Annotated in this window: 13 protein-coding genes; 3 read left to right on the top strand and 10 right to left on the bottom strand. The window is 60.4% G+C overall.

Translation table 11 applies throughout. From position 1 onward, the window contains the following. Nucleotides 1-165 precede the first annotated feature (165 nt). The 9 genes from msrQ to mrcB all read right to left on the bottom strand — a co-directional run bounded on the left by msrQ (nucleotide 166) and on the right by mrcB (nucleotide 10,003). The gene (gene msrQ, locus ACODSK_RS14725; protein WP_489017058.1) at nucleotides 166-786 is read right to left on the bottom strand and encodes a protein-methionine-sulfoxide reductase heme-binding subunit MsrQ; all 621 of its coding nucleotides are present in this window, start codon (nucleotides 784-786) and stop codon (nucleotides 166-168) included. Continuing rightward, nucleotides 786-1,799, bottom strand: coding sequence for a protein-methionine-sulfoxide reductase catalytic subunit MsrP (gene msrP, locus ACODSK_RS14720; RefSeq protein ID WP_489017056.1), 1,014 nt, complete (start codon nucleotides 1,797-1,799; stop codon nucleotides 786-788). The genes msrQ and msrP overlap by 1 nt, the downstream gene beginning before the upstream one ends. Before the next feature lie 66 nt (nucleotides 1,800-1,865). After that, entirely contained in the window at nucleotides 1,866-2,723 is an 858-nt protein-coding gene (pssA, locus tag ACODSK_RS14715) for a CDP-diacylglycerol--serine O-phosphatidyltransferase (RefSeq protein ID WP_489017055.1), read from the bottom strand. A gap of 147 nt (nucleotides 2,724-2,870) precedes the next feature. After that, a complete protein-coding gene (ilvC, locus tag ACODSK_RS14710; protein ID WP_489017053.1) occupies nucleotides 2,871-3,887 on the bottom strand; it encodes a ketol-acid reductoisomerase in 1,017 nt (338 codons plus the stop codon). Between the two features lie 54 nt (nucleotides 3,888-3,941). After that, complete coding sequence (ilvN, locus tag ACODSK_RS14705; protein ID WP_042125802.1) at nucleotides 3,942-4,433, bottom strand: acetolactate synthase small subunit; 492 nt, start codon at nucleotides 4,431-4,433, stop codon at nucleotides 3,942-3,944. 1 nt (nucleotide 4,434) lies between these two features. Continuing rightward, nucleotides 4,435-6,159, bottom strand: coding sequence for an acetolactate synthase 3 large subunit (locus ACODSK_RS14700; protein WP_489017051.1), 1,725 nt, complete (start codon nucleotides 6,157-6,159; stop codon nucleotides 4,435-4,437). A 424-nt stretch (nucleotides 6,160-6,583) separates the two neighbouring features. Beyond that, entirely contained in the window at nucleotides 6,584-6,916 is a 333-nt protein-coding gene (locus ACODSK_RS14695) for a YqcC family protein (protein WP_489017049.1), read from the bottom strand. Further along, on the bottom strand, nucleotides 6,913-7,656 hold the full coding sequence (locus tag ACODSK_RS14690) for a tetratricopeptide repeat protein (protein ID WP_489017047.1): 744 nt from the start codon (nucleotides 7,654-7,656) through the stop codon (nucleotides 6,913-6,915). The genes ACODSK_RS14695 and ACODSK_RS14690 overlap by 4 nt, the downstream gene beginning before the upstream one ends. A 25-nt stretch (nucleotides 7,657-7,681) precedes the next feature. After that, nucleotides 7,682-10,003, bottom strand: coding sequence for a penicillin-binding protein 1B (gene mrcB / locus ACODSK_RS14685; RefSeq protein ID WP_489017046.1), 2,322 nt, complete (start codon nucleotides 10,001-10,003; stop codon nucleotides 7,682-7,684). Between the two features lie 118 nt (nucleotides 10,004-10,121). Here mrcB and ACODSK_RS14680 point away from each other — a divergent pair, with 118 nt between their 5' ends. The 3 genes from ACODSK_RS14680 to ACODSK_RS14670 all read left to right on the top strand — a co-directional run bounded on the left by ACODSK_RS14680 (nucleotide 10,122) and on the right by ACODSK_RS14670 (nucleotide 12,577). Continuing rightward, a complete protein-coding gene (locus ACODSK_RS14680) occupies nucleotides 10,122-11,684 on the top strand; it encodes a bifunctional aminoglycoside phosphotransferase/ATP-binding protein (RefSeq protein ID WP_489017044.1) in 1,563 nt (520 codons plus the stop codon). Nucleotides 11,685-11,805: 121 nt separating this feature from the next. Further along, nucleotides 11,806-12,150, top strand: coding sequence for a pentapeptide repeat-containing protein (locus ACODSK_RS14675; protein WP_489017042.1), 345 nt, complete (start codon nucleotides 11,806-11,808; stop codon nucleotides 12,148-12,150). Nucleotides 12,151-12,304: 154 nt separating this feature from the next. Further along, nucleotides 12,305-12,577: a TfoX/Sxy family protein gene (locus ACODSK_RS14670; RefSeq protein ID WP_009398805.1), complete on the top strand. Its 273-nt coding sequence runs from the start codon at nucleotides 12,305-12,307 to the stop codon at nucleotides 12,575-12,577. Nucleotides 12,578-12,757: 180 nt separating this feature from the next. Here the strand turns inward: ACODSK_RS14670 and ACODSK_RS14665 are convergent, their stop codons facing one another. After that, nucleotides 12,758-13,663 carry a ChaN family lipoprotein gene (locus ACODSK_RS14665; protein ID WP_489017041.1) on the bottom strand — a complete coding sequence of 302 codons (906 nt, stop codon included), beginning with the start codon at nucleotides 13,661-13,663 and terminating at the stop codon, nucleotides 12,758-12,760. Nucleotide 13,664: the final 1 nt, after the last annotated feature.

Below are 13,664 nucleotides of genomic sequence, written 5' to 3'. Positions count from 1 at the left end.
CAACCTGCTGTCAACCACCTTTTTCAACCGCTTTCGGAGAAGACCGAAGCACTTCTGATACTGCCTGGAACGTTCAACTCGTTGATTCCAAAGGAGCTTTCCGTTCCGACTGCGCCGGAAGTGGGGCGAATTATAGAGAGATAAAACGGGGCGTCAAGCACTTATTTAAACTTTTGTTACCGCCCCTGCCTTTCGCCCCGCAATCCGGGGAAGACGCTGGAATACGCTCGGGATTCGCAGCAGCAACAAACCAACACCGATCAAGGCATAGACACTCCATTCCTTCAGGTCTGCCCGCACAATCCACAGGAAATGCAGCAATCCCAGCCCGAGGATCACGTAGACCAGCTTGTGCAGCCGCTTCCAACGCGATCCAAGCTTGCGCTGGCTATAGCGATTGGAAGTCACAGCCAAAGCGATAAGCCCAAGAAACCCCAGCACACCAACAATGATGTAGGGCCGCTTGCGTAACTCGACCGCCAGTTGCCCCCAGTCGAGCCCAAGGATAAAGAAGAGATAGGCACTCAGATGCAAAGCTATATAGGCAAAGCACCACAACCCCAACTGCCTGCGCACCACGATCCACCCTGCCCAGCCCGTCACACGTTGCAACGGCGTCATTCCCAGGGTGATCAACAGAAAAATCAATCCGCCCAACCCAAGGCGATCAACCAGCACCTTTCCCGGATCAGGCCCCAAAGCGAAGATCCACGCCTGGTAAAGCCACAGCAACGGCCACACTGCCGCAAGAACAAAGACGCACAAGCGAAACAGGGGATAACGCATCAATAGTTCTTCCGCAGATCAAGACCGGAATACAGCGCCGCCACTTCATCGGCGTAGCCGTTGAACATCTGCGTCTCACGCACATTGGGACTGAACAGCCCACTGGGCAGACGCCGCTCTCGCGCCTGCGTCCAGCGCGGATGATCGACCGTTGGATTGACGTTGGCGTAAAAACCATACTCGTCCGGCGCAATCTTTTGCCAGGTGGTTTGCGGCTGCTCGCTCACCAGACTGATACGCACGATCGACTTGATGCTCTTGAAGCCGTATTTCCAAGGCACCACCAGACGCAGCGGCGCACCGTTCTGGTTGGGCAGCTCACGGCCATACATACCTACGGCCAATATCGCCAGCGGATTCATCGCCTCGTCCAGACGCAGCCCTTCTATATATGGCCAGTCGATCAGGGCGAAGCCAGAGCGCTGCCCCGGCATATGCTTGGGATCCTGGAGCGTCTCGAACCGCAGGTACTTCGCCTTGGAGGTCGGCTCGACCTCCTTGAGCAGCGCTGACAGCGGGAACCCTAACCAAGGAATGACCATCGACCACGCCTCCACACAGCGCAACCGATAGATCCGCTCCTCCAACTGGTACGGTTTGACGAAATCCTCCAGGGCATAACGCCCCGGCTTGCCTACCTCACCATCGATGACCACGGTCCATGGCGAAGTTGGCAGGCTGCCAGCATTCTCGGCCGGATCGCCCTTGTCGGTTCCGAACTCATAGAAGTTGTTGTAATGAGTTGCGTCCTTGAACGGCGTGATCGCCTCGTCGTTCACCGTCACTGCCTGCCAGCGAGTTCCTGGCAGCTTCTCGACAAACCAGCCTGGTGCGGAGCCACTGTCTACATCAGCGTAGCGCGAAGCCTCAGCCGCTCTAGCCCAACCAGGCAGCCCGGCAACAGCCAGTCCGGCCATGGAAGCGCCCAACAGGGAACGACGGGAAAGATAGAACGACTCAGGCGTGACTTCCGACTCGGAACAGTCGGAAGCCCGTGGGGATTTGATCAGCATGATGACTCCGCAGAACCACTGGACAGATGCAGCAGTAGACTACGGAGTCTGGAAAATATTGCAGCCCTAATCGACGTTTTTCCGCCGGCGCATGCGTAACAAATATTGAGCCGGACCGGACGCCGCGTAAGCCAGGAAGATCAGCAGCAGGATGCGCGGCGGATCACTGAAGACCACGGCGAACACCAGGACCACGGCGAGGATCGCCACGAATGGCACGCGGCCCTTCAGGTCCAGCTCCTTGAAGCTGTTGTACTTGATATTGCTGACCATCAGCATTCCTGCACCAGCAACCAGCAGCGCCACCAGGAACGAAAGCTTCGACCCCTGGATGCCGTAGTCGCTGAAGGCCCACACCGTACCAGCGACGACGCCTGCAGCAGCAGGGCTGGCCAGACCGATGAAGTAGCGCTTGTCGGCCTTGCCCACCTGGGTATTGAACCTGGCCAGACGCAGTGCAGCACCCGCGACATAGATGAAGGCGACCATCCAGCCGACCTTGCCCATGTCCCCCAGAGCCCAGCCAAAGGCCAGCAATGCCGGCGCAACACCAAAGGCAACCATGTCGGACAGGGAGTCGTACTCGGCACCGAAGGCGCTCTGGGTATTGGTCATGCGTGCAACGCGACCATCCAGACCATCAAGCACCATGGCAACGAAGATGGCGATAGCGGCGAAGGCAAAATATTTGCTCGCTTCGCGCGGATCACCGGCACTCAGAGCACTCTGGGCACTCATGGAGTTGATGATCGAATAGAAACCGGCGAACAGGTTCGCAGTGGTGAACAGGTTGGGCAGCAAGTAGATGCCGCGGTGACGGACTTTGCGTCCTTCGGCGTCATGCCCTTCTTCGACATGCTCATCGATCGGTAGCAGGCTTTCGGCGTCAGAGGCCTTGTTCGGCTCTTCGGGACGTTCGCTCATGGAGATTACCTTGCAACGGTTTGGAAAGTTTCGACAAAGGTTCGCGGCGAGGGTTCGCCGACAAACGGATGGAAAGCTTATACCAGAAGCTGACCCCCGAAATGAAAAAACGCGGCCGAAGCCGCGTTTTCATTGCATCAAAACCAATCAGTTCTTGGTTTTGTCGACGATTTTGTTCGCCGAGATCCAAGGCATCATCGAGCGCAGTTGCTCGCCGATGATCTCGATGCCGTGGGCAGCGTTGTTACGACGCTTGGCGGTCATCGATGGGTAGTTGGTTGCACCTTCGGAGATGAACATCTTCGCGTACTCGCCGTCCTGGATGCGCTTCAGAGCGTTGCGCATGGCCTTGCGGGATTCTTCGTTGATGACTTCCGGACCGGTGACGTACTCACCGTACTCGGCGTTGTTGGAGATCGAGTAGTTCATGTTGGCGATACCGCCTTCGTACATGAGGTCGACGATCAGTTTCAGTTCGTGCAGGCACTCGAAGTAGGCCATTTCTGGCGCGTAGCCAGCTTCGACCAGGGTTTCGAAACCGGCCTTGACCAGCTCGACGGTACCGCCGCAGAGAACGGCCTGCTCACCGAACAGGTCGGTTTCGGTCTCGTCCTTGAAGGTGGTTTCGATGATGCCGGTACGGCCACCACCAACGCCAGCAGCGTAGGACAGAGCGACGTTCTTGGCGTTGCCAGAAGCGTCCTGGTAAACGGCGATCAGGTCAGGGATACCGCCACCTTTGACGAACTCGGAGCGAACGGTGTGGCCCGGAGCTTTCGGCGCGATCATGATCACGTCCAGGTCGGCGCGAGGAACGACCTGGTTGTAGTGGATCGAGAAGCCGTGGGAGAAGGCCAGGGTTGCGCCCTGCTTGATGTTCGGCTCGATTTCGTTCTTGTACAGGGTGCCCTGGAATTCGTCCGGGGTCAGGATCATGACCAGGTCGGCAGCAGCGACGGCGGTAGCAACGTCAGCGACTTTCAGGCCGTGGGCTTCAGCCTTGGCAACGGTAGCCGAACCTTTACGCAGACCGACGGTGACATCCACACCGGAGTCCTTCAGGTTGCACGCCTGGGCGTGGCCTTGGGAGCCGTAACCGATGATGGCAACTTTCTTGCCCTGGATGATCGAGAGATCGCAGTCTTTGTCGTAGAAAACTTTCATGAAATACCCCTGGTTATCTCGGCCTTGTTCAGGCCATTCGCTAATTTTGTCGAGTTAGATGCTCAGCACTTTGTCGCCACGGGCAATGCCGGTGACACCGCTGCGCACGGTTTCCAGAATGGACGCAGTGCCGATTGCCTGGATGAAACTGTCGAGCTTGTCGCTGGTACCGGTCAGTTGCACGGTGTAAACGCTGGCACTGACGTCGACGATCTGCCCACGATAGATATCGGTGGTGCGCTTGATCTCGGCCCGCTGGGCACCAGTGGCTTTCACCTTGACCAGCATCAGCTCGCGCTCGATATGAGCACTTTCCGACAGGTCGACCAGTTTGACCACCTCAACCAGTTTGTTCAGGTTCTTGGTGATCTGCTCGATCACCTCATCGTGGCCAACCGTGGTCAGCGTCAGACGCGACAGGGTCGGGTCTTCGGTTGGCGCTACGGTCAGGCTTTCGATGTTGTAGTTGCGTTGCGAGAACAAGCCGACGACGCGGGACAGGGCACCGGGTTCGTTTTCCAACAGCAGGGAAATAATGTGCCGCATATCAGGTCCGCTCCGTCTTGCTCAGCCACATGTCGCGCATCGAACCATCCTTGATCTGCATCGGATAGACGTGCTCGCTGTTGTCGACCTGGATGTCGATGAACACCAGGCGATCCTTGAGGGCAAAGGCTTCTTCGAGCTTGGGCTTGAGATCCTTCAGGCTGGTGATGCGGATACCCACATGACCATAGGCCTCGGCCAGCTTGACGAAGTCAGGCAGCGACTCCATGTAGGAATGCGAGTGACGGCTGTTGTAGGACATGTCCTGCCACTGGCGAACCATTCCCAGCACACCATTGTTCAGGTTGACGATCTTCACCGGCAGGTCGTACTGCAGGCAGGTCGACAGTTCCTGGATGTTCATCTGGATGCTGCCTTCGCCGGTCACGCATGCCACGTCGGCATCCGGGAAGTTCAGCTTGACGCCCATGGCCGCCGGGAAACCGAAGCCCATGGTGCCCAGGCCACCGGAGTTGATCCAGCGGTTCGGCTTGTTGAAGCGGTAGTACTGCGCCGCGAACATCTGGTGCTGACCGACGTCGGAAGTGACGAAGGCGTCGCCCTTGGTGACTTCGCACAAAGTCTCGATCACGGTCTGTGGCTTGATGACGCTGCCGTCGCCCTTGTCGTAAGGGAACAGGCCGCGATCACCACGCCATTCTTCGATCTGCTTCCACCAGGCGTCGAGTGCTGCCTTTTCAGGCTTCTCGCCGATCTCGCGAACTGCAGCGAGCATTTCGGTGAGAACACTTTCGACCGGACCGACGATTGGTACGTCGGCCTTGATCATCTTGGAGATCGACGCCGGGTCGATATCGATATGGATGATCTTGGCGCTTGGGCAGAACTTCGCCGGGCCGTTGACCACACGGTCATCGAAGCGCGCACCGACAGCGAGGATCACATCGGCATGGTGCATCGCCAGGTTGGCGGTGTAGCTGCCGTGCATGCCCAGCATGCCGACGAACTGACGATCGGTACCCGGGTAGCTGCCAAGCCCCATCAGGGTGTTGGTGACCGGCACGTTCAGCAGTTGCGCCAGCTCGGTCAGTGGCTCGGAACCAGCACCGAGAATCACACCGCCACCGGCGTAGATGATCGGGCGCTTGGCGGCGAGGATCATCTCGGCAGCCTTGCGGATCTGGCCGGAGTGACCACGGACGGCCGGGCTGTAGGAACGCAGCTTGACCTTCTTCGGATAGACGTACTCGAACTTCTCGGCCGGGTTGGTCATATCCTTCGGAATGTCCACGACCACCGGACCTGGACGGCCGGATTGGGCGAGGTAGAAGGCTTTCTTCAGGACTTCCGGGATTTCCGAGGCGTGCTTGATCATGAAGCTGTGCTTCACGATGGGCCGGGAAATACCGATCATGTCGGTTTCCTGGAAGGCATCGGTACCGACCATGGTGCTAGGCACCTGACCGGAGAGGATGACCATCGGGATGGAGTCCATGTACGCGGTGGCAATGCCGGTGATGGCATTGGTCGCGCCCGGACCGGAGGTCACCAGTACCACGCCGGCCTTGCCGGTGGCACGGGCATAACCGTCCGCCATATGGGTAGCAGCCTGCTCGTGGCGAACCAGGATGTGGCTCACTTCCGGTTCTTTGAACAGGGCATCGTAAACATGAAGGAGAGCACCACCAGGGTACCCATAGATGTGCTTAACGCCTTCGTCACGCAAGAAGCGGACGACCATTTCAGCGCCGGATAAAAGCTCCACGTTGTTCACCTCTAAAACGCCAGAATACCGTTCGCTCCGGAACGGGTCTTAATAGGTTTACTGCCAAGCAGAGCATGAGCGACGAAATTGCCACTACGTCAGCACTGACTGAGCAAGTATTGGGAGCGCCCCAAAGTGTTGCGGGGTCTTCCCACCCAGCGCGAGGTAACGCGTTGCGGGGTGTAACAGGTCGGCGCGGGTGTGCGCCTCATGATCTGCTTAGCGGGTCTGCTTCTGGCAGTCCCCCTACAGCGGACTTCGGATTGTTGTGATTCGAACTGCGCAAGTCAAGTGACTTCACGGTTTAAATTCCGCCACAGCGCCTTTGCCAGCCGGGCGGAAACGTTTGCCCTACCCCTCCCCGGCCCCTGGCGCAACGAAACGGGGCCGCAAAAGCGGCCCCGATCGATAAACGGCAAGCAAATCAGGCAGATGGACTTATCAATTGGTCGAACTCCGCCAGCAGCCTGCGTAACTCGCGACTTTCCTCTGGACGATCGACATATACCGTCTCGGCCATCACCAGGATGCCCGAGGCATTGGGTAGTGCCAGACCGTGCTCGATGATCTGCTTCATGCGCGGCAGGAAGATCCACTGCAACCATTCTTCGAAGCTCAGACTATCGACCGCAAAGGGCACGGTACTGGCCAGCGCCTCGGCGCTCGGCGCCTGCTCGCTCCACCACCCCTGCACATGCAACTCCCGCTCGATCAGCAACAGGTGATCGGCAATATCCAGGATGCGCGGGTCCATCACAGAGTCGCCTGGGCTTTCTGGCGGGCCAGGGCGGCACCGGCAGCATCACCTTGTTTCTCGCGGGCCTGGGCAATGATGTTCCACAAGCCGGCCTGCAGGTCGGGACGACCGTTGGCGTAAGTCAGCGCACGGCGCGCCAGTTGCTCGGACTGCGCGGCATCACCCTGTGCCAGGCGAACCTGGGCCAGGCGGTAAAGTACCTGCGGCTCACGTGGCGCAATGCGCTGGGCGCGCTCAAGACTCGACGAAGCTCCGTTGTAGTCGCCACTACCCTGCTGCTGCTGGGCAGTGGTCAGCAGTGCAAGCACGGGGCCGTCCAGTTGCTCATCAGCCGAAAGGCCACCCGAACCACTGTTCACCTTCGGAATACCGGTCGGGGCGGACGGCACCGTGTAACCGCCAGTGCTGCCCTGCGGTGTGAACGGCTGCGAAGTGGTGGGGCCTGGAACGATCGGCCCGGTGCTGATCCCCGACGGCGCAGTAGACGCCGGGAAGGTCTGGATCGGTGCCGCACCGCTGCCTTGCGGGATCATCACGGTCACACCACTGTCCTGCGGGAGCGACTGGTTCTGGCTAGTGCCACTACGCACCTGCGCAGTGTTGCCACGACTGGCCTGGACCCGCTCACTGTTGGAAACCCGGGTGCCCGAATCCACCACCGGGATCGAACCGCGCTGCACGGTGGCGCAACCGTTGAGCAATGCCAGCGCCGTCAGGGCAGGAAACCACCATTTATTCACGTCACATCCTCTTGGCTATCGCCGATCAATTCATCCAGCCCTTGACCCAGTCCATGACCGACTCGGCAGGGTTCTGTTCACCGCCGCAGGCCGTGCCAGCGGCCGGCTCGCTTCCGCGAATATAAGGCATCTGTACCGCTCCGGGGCAGCTCGCATCGGAGCCCTGGCCGGTATGTGGATCGACCCAGGCCTGAACAACGTTGTCCGGCTGCGGCATGTCCAGCGGCAGCGGATCGGCCTTGCGCATGAAGCTGGTCCATACCTGCAAGGCACCGGTTGCACCGGTAAACGGCGTCTTGCCGTTGTCGTCGCGACCGAGCCAGACCACCGCCAGCAAGTCCTGGCTGAAGCCGGCGAACCAGCTGTCACGGGAGTCGTTACTGGTACCGGTCTTGCCCGCCAGGTTCAGCGAGCTCGGCAACACGCTGTAGACCGAGCGCCCGGTACCCTCGCGCATCACCCGCTGCATGGCGTTCTGCACCAGGTAGATGGAGCCCGGATCGAAACGCTGCTGGATCTGGAACGGATAACGCTTGAGCGGCTCGCCTTCGGCGGTCAGCACGCTACGGATGCCGCGCATCGGCGTATTGAAGCCACCGTTGGCAAGGGTCTGGTACATGGTCGCCACCTGCATCGGCGACATGCCTCCAGCGCCGAGGAGCATGGACGGGAATGCCGGCCAGTCGACCTCGACACCCAGTCGCCCAATGGTTTTGAGCACGTTCGGCACGCCCAGTTCCAGGCCCAGCTTGGCCGTCGACAAGTTGTAGGAGTTGGCCAGGCCCTGGTACAGATAGATGGTGCCGTGGGCCCGACGATCGTAGTTCTGCGGTTTCCAGACCTGGCCATCGGCGCCCTTGACCGAGAACGGCTCGTCCTGGACCCAACTGGTCAGGGTGTATTGGCTCGGTTTCTCCAGCGCAGTCAGGTAGACCGCAGGCTTGACCAACGAGCCGATCGGCCGCACCGCATCGATTGCCCGGTTGAAGCCGGCAAACCCGGCCTGGCGGCTACCGATCAGGGCCTGGACCTCGCCGGTTTCCGGGTTGGTTACCACCATCGCCGCCTCGACTTCGTCGGCACCCTTGCGCCCGGCCAGGCGCTTGAAGGTGTCGGCCATCGACGACTCGGCTTTCATCTGCAGGATCGGGTCGAAGCTGGTGAAGATGCGCAGGCCTTCTTCGGTCAAGTCTTCGTCGCGATAGTCCTGGCGCAGCTGGCGTTTGACCAGATCGAGGAAGCCCGGGAAGGAGCTGTCGGCCAGACTGCCGCGCTTGGTCACGCCCAGCGGCATTTTCTTCGCCGCCTCGATGGCCTCCGGTGTAGCGACACCTTGCTCCGCCAACAGGTCGAGGACCAGGTTGCGGCGTTGCAGGGCACGCTCCGGATAACGCCGCGGGTTGTAGTAGGACGGCCCCTTGACCATACCGACCAGCAAGGCCACCTGATGAAGTTTCAGCTCCGACAGCGGCTGGCTGAAGAAGAACTGGCTGGCCAGGCCGAAGCCATGCACCGCGCGCTGACCGTCCTGGCCGATGAAGACTTCGTTGAGGTAGGCCTCGAGGATTTCCTGCTTGTCGTAATGCATTTCAAGCAGCACCGCCATCATGGCTTCGGTGAGCTTGCGGCTGAGGCTGCGCTCGTTGGTCAGGAAGAAGTTCTTCACCAACTGCTGGGTCAGGGTACTGCCACCCTGGCGCATGGCGCCGGACGAGGTATTGACCCAGACCGCGCGGGCAATGGACTTGGGCGATACGCCGAAGTGGTGGTAGAAGTCCCGGTCCTCCACCGCCACCAGGGTTTCCAGCAGGTAGGGCGGTACCTGATCGAGCTTGATCAGGATGCGGTCTTCGAGATTCTTCGGATACAGGCCGCCGATCAGCAGCGGCTCCAGGCGCACCACCGCCAGCTTGGCGTCATTGGCCGAACTGAGACCGGCCACGTAGTCACCGGAGAAGCGCACCCGGACCTTCTGCGCCGACTCCATGCCTTCATAGAACTGGAAGCCGCGAGTGTTCAGGTCGACGGTGTTGCCATTCACCGACGCTGCACCCGGGCCGTTGACCGCACTTTCGCGGCGATAGCCAAGGGCATCGAGCTCGACAAGGAAATCGTCCTTGCTCAGCTTCTGGCCAACGAACAATTCCAGTGGCCTGGCATACACCTTGGCCGGAATGGTCCAGCGCTTGCCGGAGAATTTCTCCTGGACAACGGCATCGAGATAGACGGCAAAACCGGCCAGCACTACCAGGCCGACCAGGCTGAGCTTGATGAGCCAGCCGAGCCAGGCGCGAGAGCGGCCGGACGCTTGTTTTTTAGGGGTACGGGAAGATCGGGTACGTGTCATGGGCGCGGATTATACGCACTTTATCGTTCATCGACAGACGCCCTCCGGCGGTTTCCAGACGGCATGCTTGCCGCCATAATGGCCGATTAGAATCCCATTTGCCCCGGAAGGATCGCCCGTGAGCCAAGCCTTGATCGCAGCCCTGCAGAACCCCGCCCTGTACCCGCATCCCGTAAAGGATTTCCGGGTTATCGAGACGCATATTTCCTGGGTCGTGCTCACTGGCGACTACGCCTACAAGGTCAAGAAACCGATGAATTTCGGCTTCCTCGACTTCACCGAACTGTCCGCTCGTGAACACTTTTGTAACGAAGAACTGCGCCTGAACAAGCGCCTTACCGAAGGCCTGTACCTGGACGTCCTGCCGATCACCGGCAGCGCAGAAACCCCACGATTCGGGGGAGAAGGCGAGCCAATCGAATTCGCCCTGAAAATGCGCCAGTTCCCCCAGGAGCAGATGCTCAGCACCCTGCAGGCCAATGGCGAACTGACCGCCGCCCACATCGACCAGATGGCCCGGCAGATCGCCGAATTCCATCTGCAAGCACCACGGGTTGCCGTCGAGCACCCGCTGGGCACCCCGGAAAGCGTGATGGCTCCGGTTGAACAGAACTTCGAGCAGATCCGTCCATTCCTCAGCGACAAGGCCGACCTGCAGCAACTCGACGCCCTGCAAGCCTGGGCCCGCAGCAGCTTCGACCGCCTCCACCCGCTGCTGGAGTCGCGCAAGGCGCAGGGCTTCATTCGTGAATGCCATGGTGATATCCACCTGGGCAACGCCACCGTGATCGACGGCAAAGTGGTGATCTTCGACTGCATCGAATTCAATGAGCCGTTCCGCCTGACCGACGTTTACGCCGACACCGCATTCCTCGCCATGGACCTCGAAGACCGCGGCCTGAAGTGCCTGGCTCGCCGTTTCGTCAGCCAGTACCTGGAGCTGACCGGCGACTATGCCGGGCTGGAACTGCTCAATTTCTACAAAGCCTACCGTGCATTGGTGCGCGCCAAGGTCGCTCTGTTCAGCCTGCCAGCCGATGCCGACGGCGTACAGCGCGCCACAACCCTGCGCCAGTACCGCAACTACGCCAACCTGGCAGAAAGCTACAGCGCCATTCCTTCGCGCCTGCTGGCGATTACCCATGGTGTTTCAGCCGTGGGCAAGAGCCATGTGGCCATGCGCCTGGTCGAATCTCTCGGCGCCATCCGCCTGCGCTCGGACGTGGAGCGCAAGCGCCTGTTCGGAGAGCAGCAAGTCGCAGCGCAAGGGGGGTTGCAAGCCGGCATCTATAGCAGCGACGCCAGCCAGGCCACCTACGAGCGTCTGCACCAACTGGCCGCAATAATCCTGCGCGCAGGCTTCCCGGTGGTAATCGACGCCACCTACCTGAAACAAGCGCAGCGCCAGGCCGCCGCCGACATCGCCAGCGAAACCGGCGTGCCCTTCCTGATCCTCGACTGCAACGCGCCCGAGGCGGTGATCGCCAGTTGGCTGGCTCAGCGCCAGGCGGAACAGAACGATCCTTCCGATGCCACCCTGGAAGTCATTGCAGCCCAACAGGCCAGCCGTGATGCACTCAGCGCCGACGAACTGTTGCAAAGCAAACGCGTGGAAACCAACGAAAGCACCAGCCTCGACACCCTGATCGAGCAGATCCGCCAGCGCCTGCCAGGCCTGTAACCCATAGCAGGCGTGAAGCAGTCCACACTTCACGCCTCTGCTCTGCGGCCTCCGGAGCAAGTGACACTATAATGCCAGTATCTGGTCGCCTCCCCCGGCGACCAACTACGAGGCGCTCACCATGAATCAGCCACGGCTACTGGACAGTTCGCTGTATGCATTGATTCACAACGAGGACATCGCGGGGTTCAACCGCGAAAAGCCCAAGGACGCCAGCATCGACTTTCGCGGTGGTGACTTCCGCGGCCTCGACCTGCGTGACCTCGACACCACCGGCATCGACTTCCGCGACGCCTATTTCCGCGCCTCCGACCTGCGCGGGCTGGACCTGCAGAATGTGCCACTCGAAGGTGCCAGCCTGGCCCATGCGCAAATCTCCGGAACCTACTTCCCCCGTGAACTGAGTGCCGACGAAATCCTCATGTCGGTCAAGTTCGGCACTCGGCTGCGCTATCACACGCGCTAAAGCCGGCGCCTCGACATGCCTTGTCCGCCGGCGGATCACGGCCTTCCCGGCGGCACTGGCAATTAGCCGCGTTATTGCCAAGTGCCGCTACACTCCTGATTGATATTCCACGACTTCCTCCACAAGACCCGTTCAGCCGGCGCAAGGAGGCTTGATGAACGATGAACTCCAGCACCTGAAGAATCTTGGCAAGACCTCGGCGCAGTGGCTGCACGCAGTAGGCATCCACAGCGCATCGGACCTCCGCCGCCTGGGCGCGGTGGATGCCTATCGGGCGGTACGCACACGGGGATTCCGGGCATCGAAGGTGCTGCTGTACGCCATAGAAGGCGCGCTGTTGGATGTGCACTGGAACGATATTCCCGCCGAACGCAAGGAAGCGCTGAACCAGCAACTCGATGCAACGAGCCTGCGGAAAAAAAATTGAGATTTTATGAATTAGCCCGTTGACTTCGAAATGAGAATCGTTATGATTATCACAACTGGTCGCGAGACTGGTTGGATAAGCTGAAAGCCCTTGGTTCGGACTCTCAGATTATCTCCTCATCAGGCTAATCACGGTTATTGACCCGGCACTTTGCCGGGTCTTTTTTTGCCCGCGATTTGCTCATCGGAGATCAGCGCAGTAGTCCTTCTTCGGCAAGGCGGCGGTGTACCAGACGTAATCAGCCATCTGCGCGCTCACTTCGTCACCCACCTGGGCCAGCATCAACACCAGGCTGCCCTGCTCTGCCCCCAGGTCAGCCAGGTGCAGCGGAGCACCTACGTCCTTGCGCACGTGATAGCCACCCGCCAGAAGCAACGTCGGGGCCGGCGCAGCCAGCAGGCGTTCGGCCATACGCCGGTCGCGCTGCTGCTGCACGGCGAGCATCGCAGGCAGTTGGTTTTCCGGGAGCATGCCGCAGTGACCGGCGCGCACCTCGTCCATCAACACCTCGCGGACCGCAGGAGTCGTGGAACGTGGCCCAGCGAGTGGCGGCGGATTGCGATAGATGGTCGCCATTTCCCCACGGTCGAGATTGGCAGCCAGAACCGGGTAGCCATCGGCAAAGGCCTGACGAACGATCGGCGCATAGAATTTCCAGTCCCAGCCCTGGCGCCAGTCAATGGCACTGGCCAGGTCGGTCGGCAAAGGCTGTTGCTGGCGAACCAGGTCGACCTTGACCTGCTGCACCGGCTCAAGCATTTCCAGGAGCAGGCTGCCCTGTGGCCGCTGCTGGTTCAGCGCCTGCAGCAGCCAATGCTGCAGGGCATGGTGATCGGGGTTGTCGTGCTGCTCGCCGACCAGCACCCGCGGTACAGATGCCAGGCGCTGAACCAGTTGCTCCGCAGTCAGCAACTGGCCAGTGGCGGTCTCGCGAATCTGCCCCAGGTCGGCATGCTCGCGCCCTTCCGGGCTTTGCCAGGCCGGAAGCGGCGGCAACGGCAGGGATGACGATGGCGCGCTGGACTGACATCCCGCCAGCCCCCAGGCCAGCAACAACACGATGGCGAACGTTTGGGGCCTGGGCATG

The organism is Pseudomonas sp. FG98 (assembly GCF_057808595.1).
This window is presented reverse-complemented; position numbering and strand designations above follow the sequence as displayed.

Coding starts and splice junctions, on each gene's coding strand:
- ACODSK_RS14670 (WP_009398805.1), top strand. CDS start 12,305: ATGAACGATGAACTCCAGCACCTGAAGAATCTTGGCAAGACCTCGGCG.
- ilvC (WP_489017053.1), bottom strand. CDS start 3,887: ATGAAAGTTTTCTACGACAAAGACTGCGATCTCTCGATCATCCAGGGC.
- ACODSK_RS14675 (WP_489017042.1), top strand. CDS start 11,806: ATGAATCAGCCACGGCTACTGGACAGTTCGCTGTATGCATTGATTCAC.
- msrP (WP_489017056.1), bottom strand. CDS start 1,799: ATGCTGATCAAATCCCCACGGGCTTCCGACTGTTCCGAGTCGGAAGTC.
- ilvN (WP_042125802.1), bottom strand. CDS start 4,433: ATGCGGCACATTATTTCCCTGCTGTTGGAAAACGAACCCGGTGCCCTG.
- msrQ (WP_489017058.1), bottom strand. CDS start 786: ATGCGTTATCCCCTGTTTCGCTTGTGCGTCTTTGTTCTTGCGGCAGTG.
- pssA (WP_489017055.1), bottom strand. CDS start 2,723: ATGAGCGAACGTCCCGAAGAGCCGAACAAGGCCTCTGACGCCGAAAGC.
- mrcB (WP_489017046.1), bottom strand. CDS start 10,003: ATGACACGTACCCGATCTTCCCGTACCCCTAAAAAACAAGCGTCCGGC.
- ACODSK_RS14665 (WP_489017041.1), bottom strand. CDS start 13,663: ATGCCCAGGCCCCAAACGTTCGCCATCGTGTTGTTGCTGGCCTGGGGG.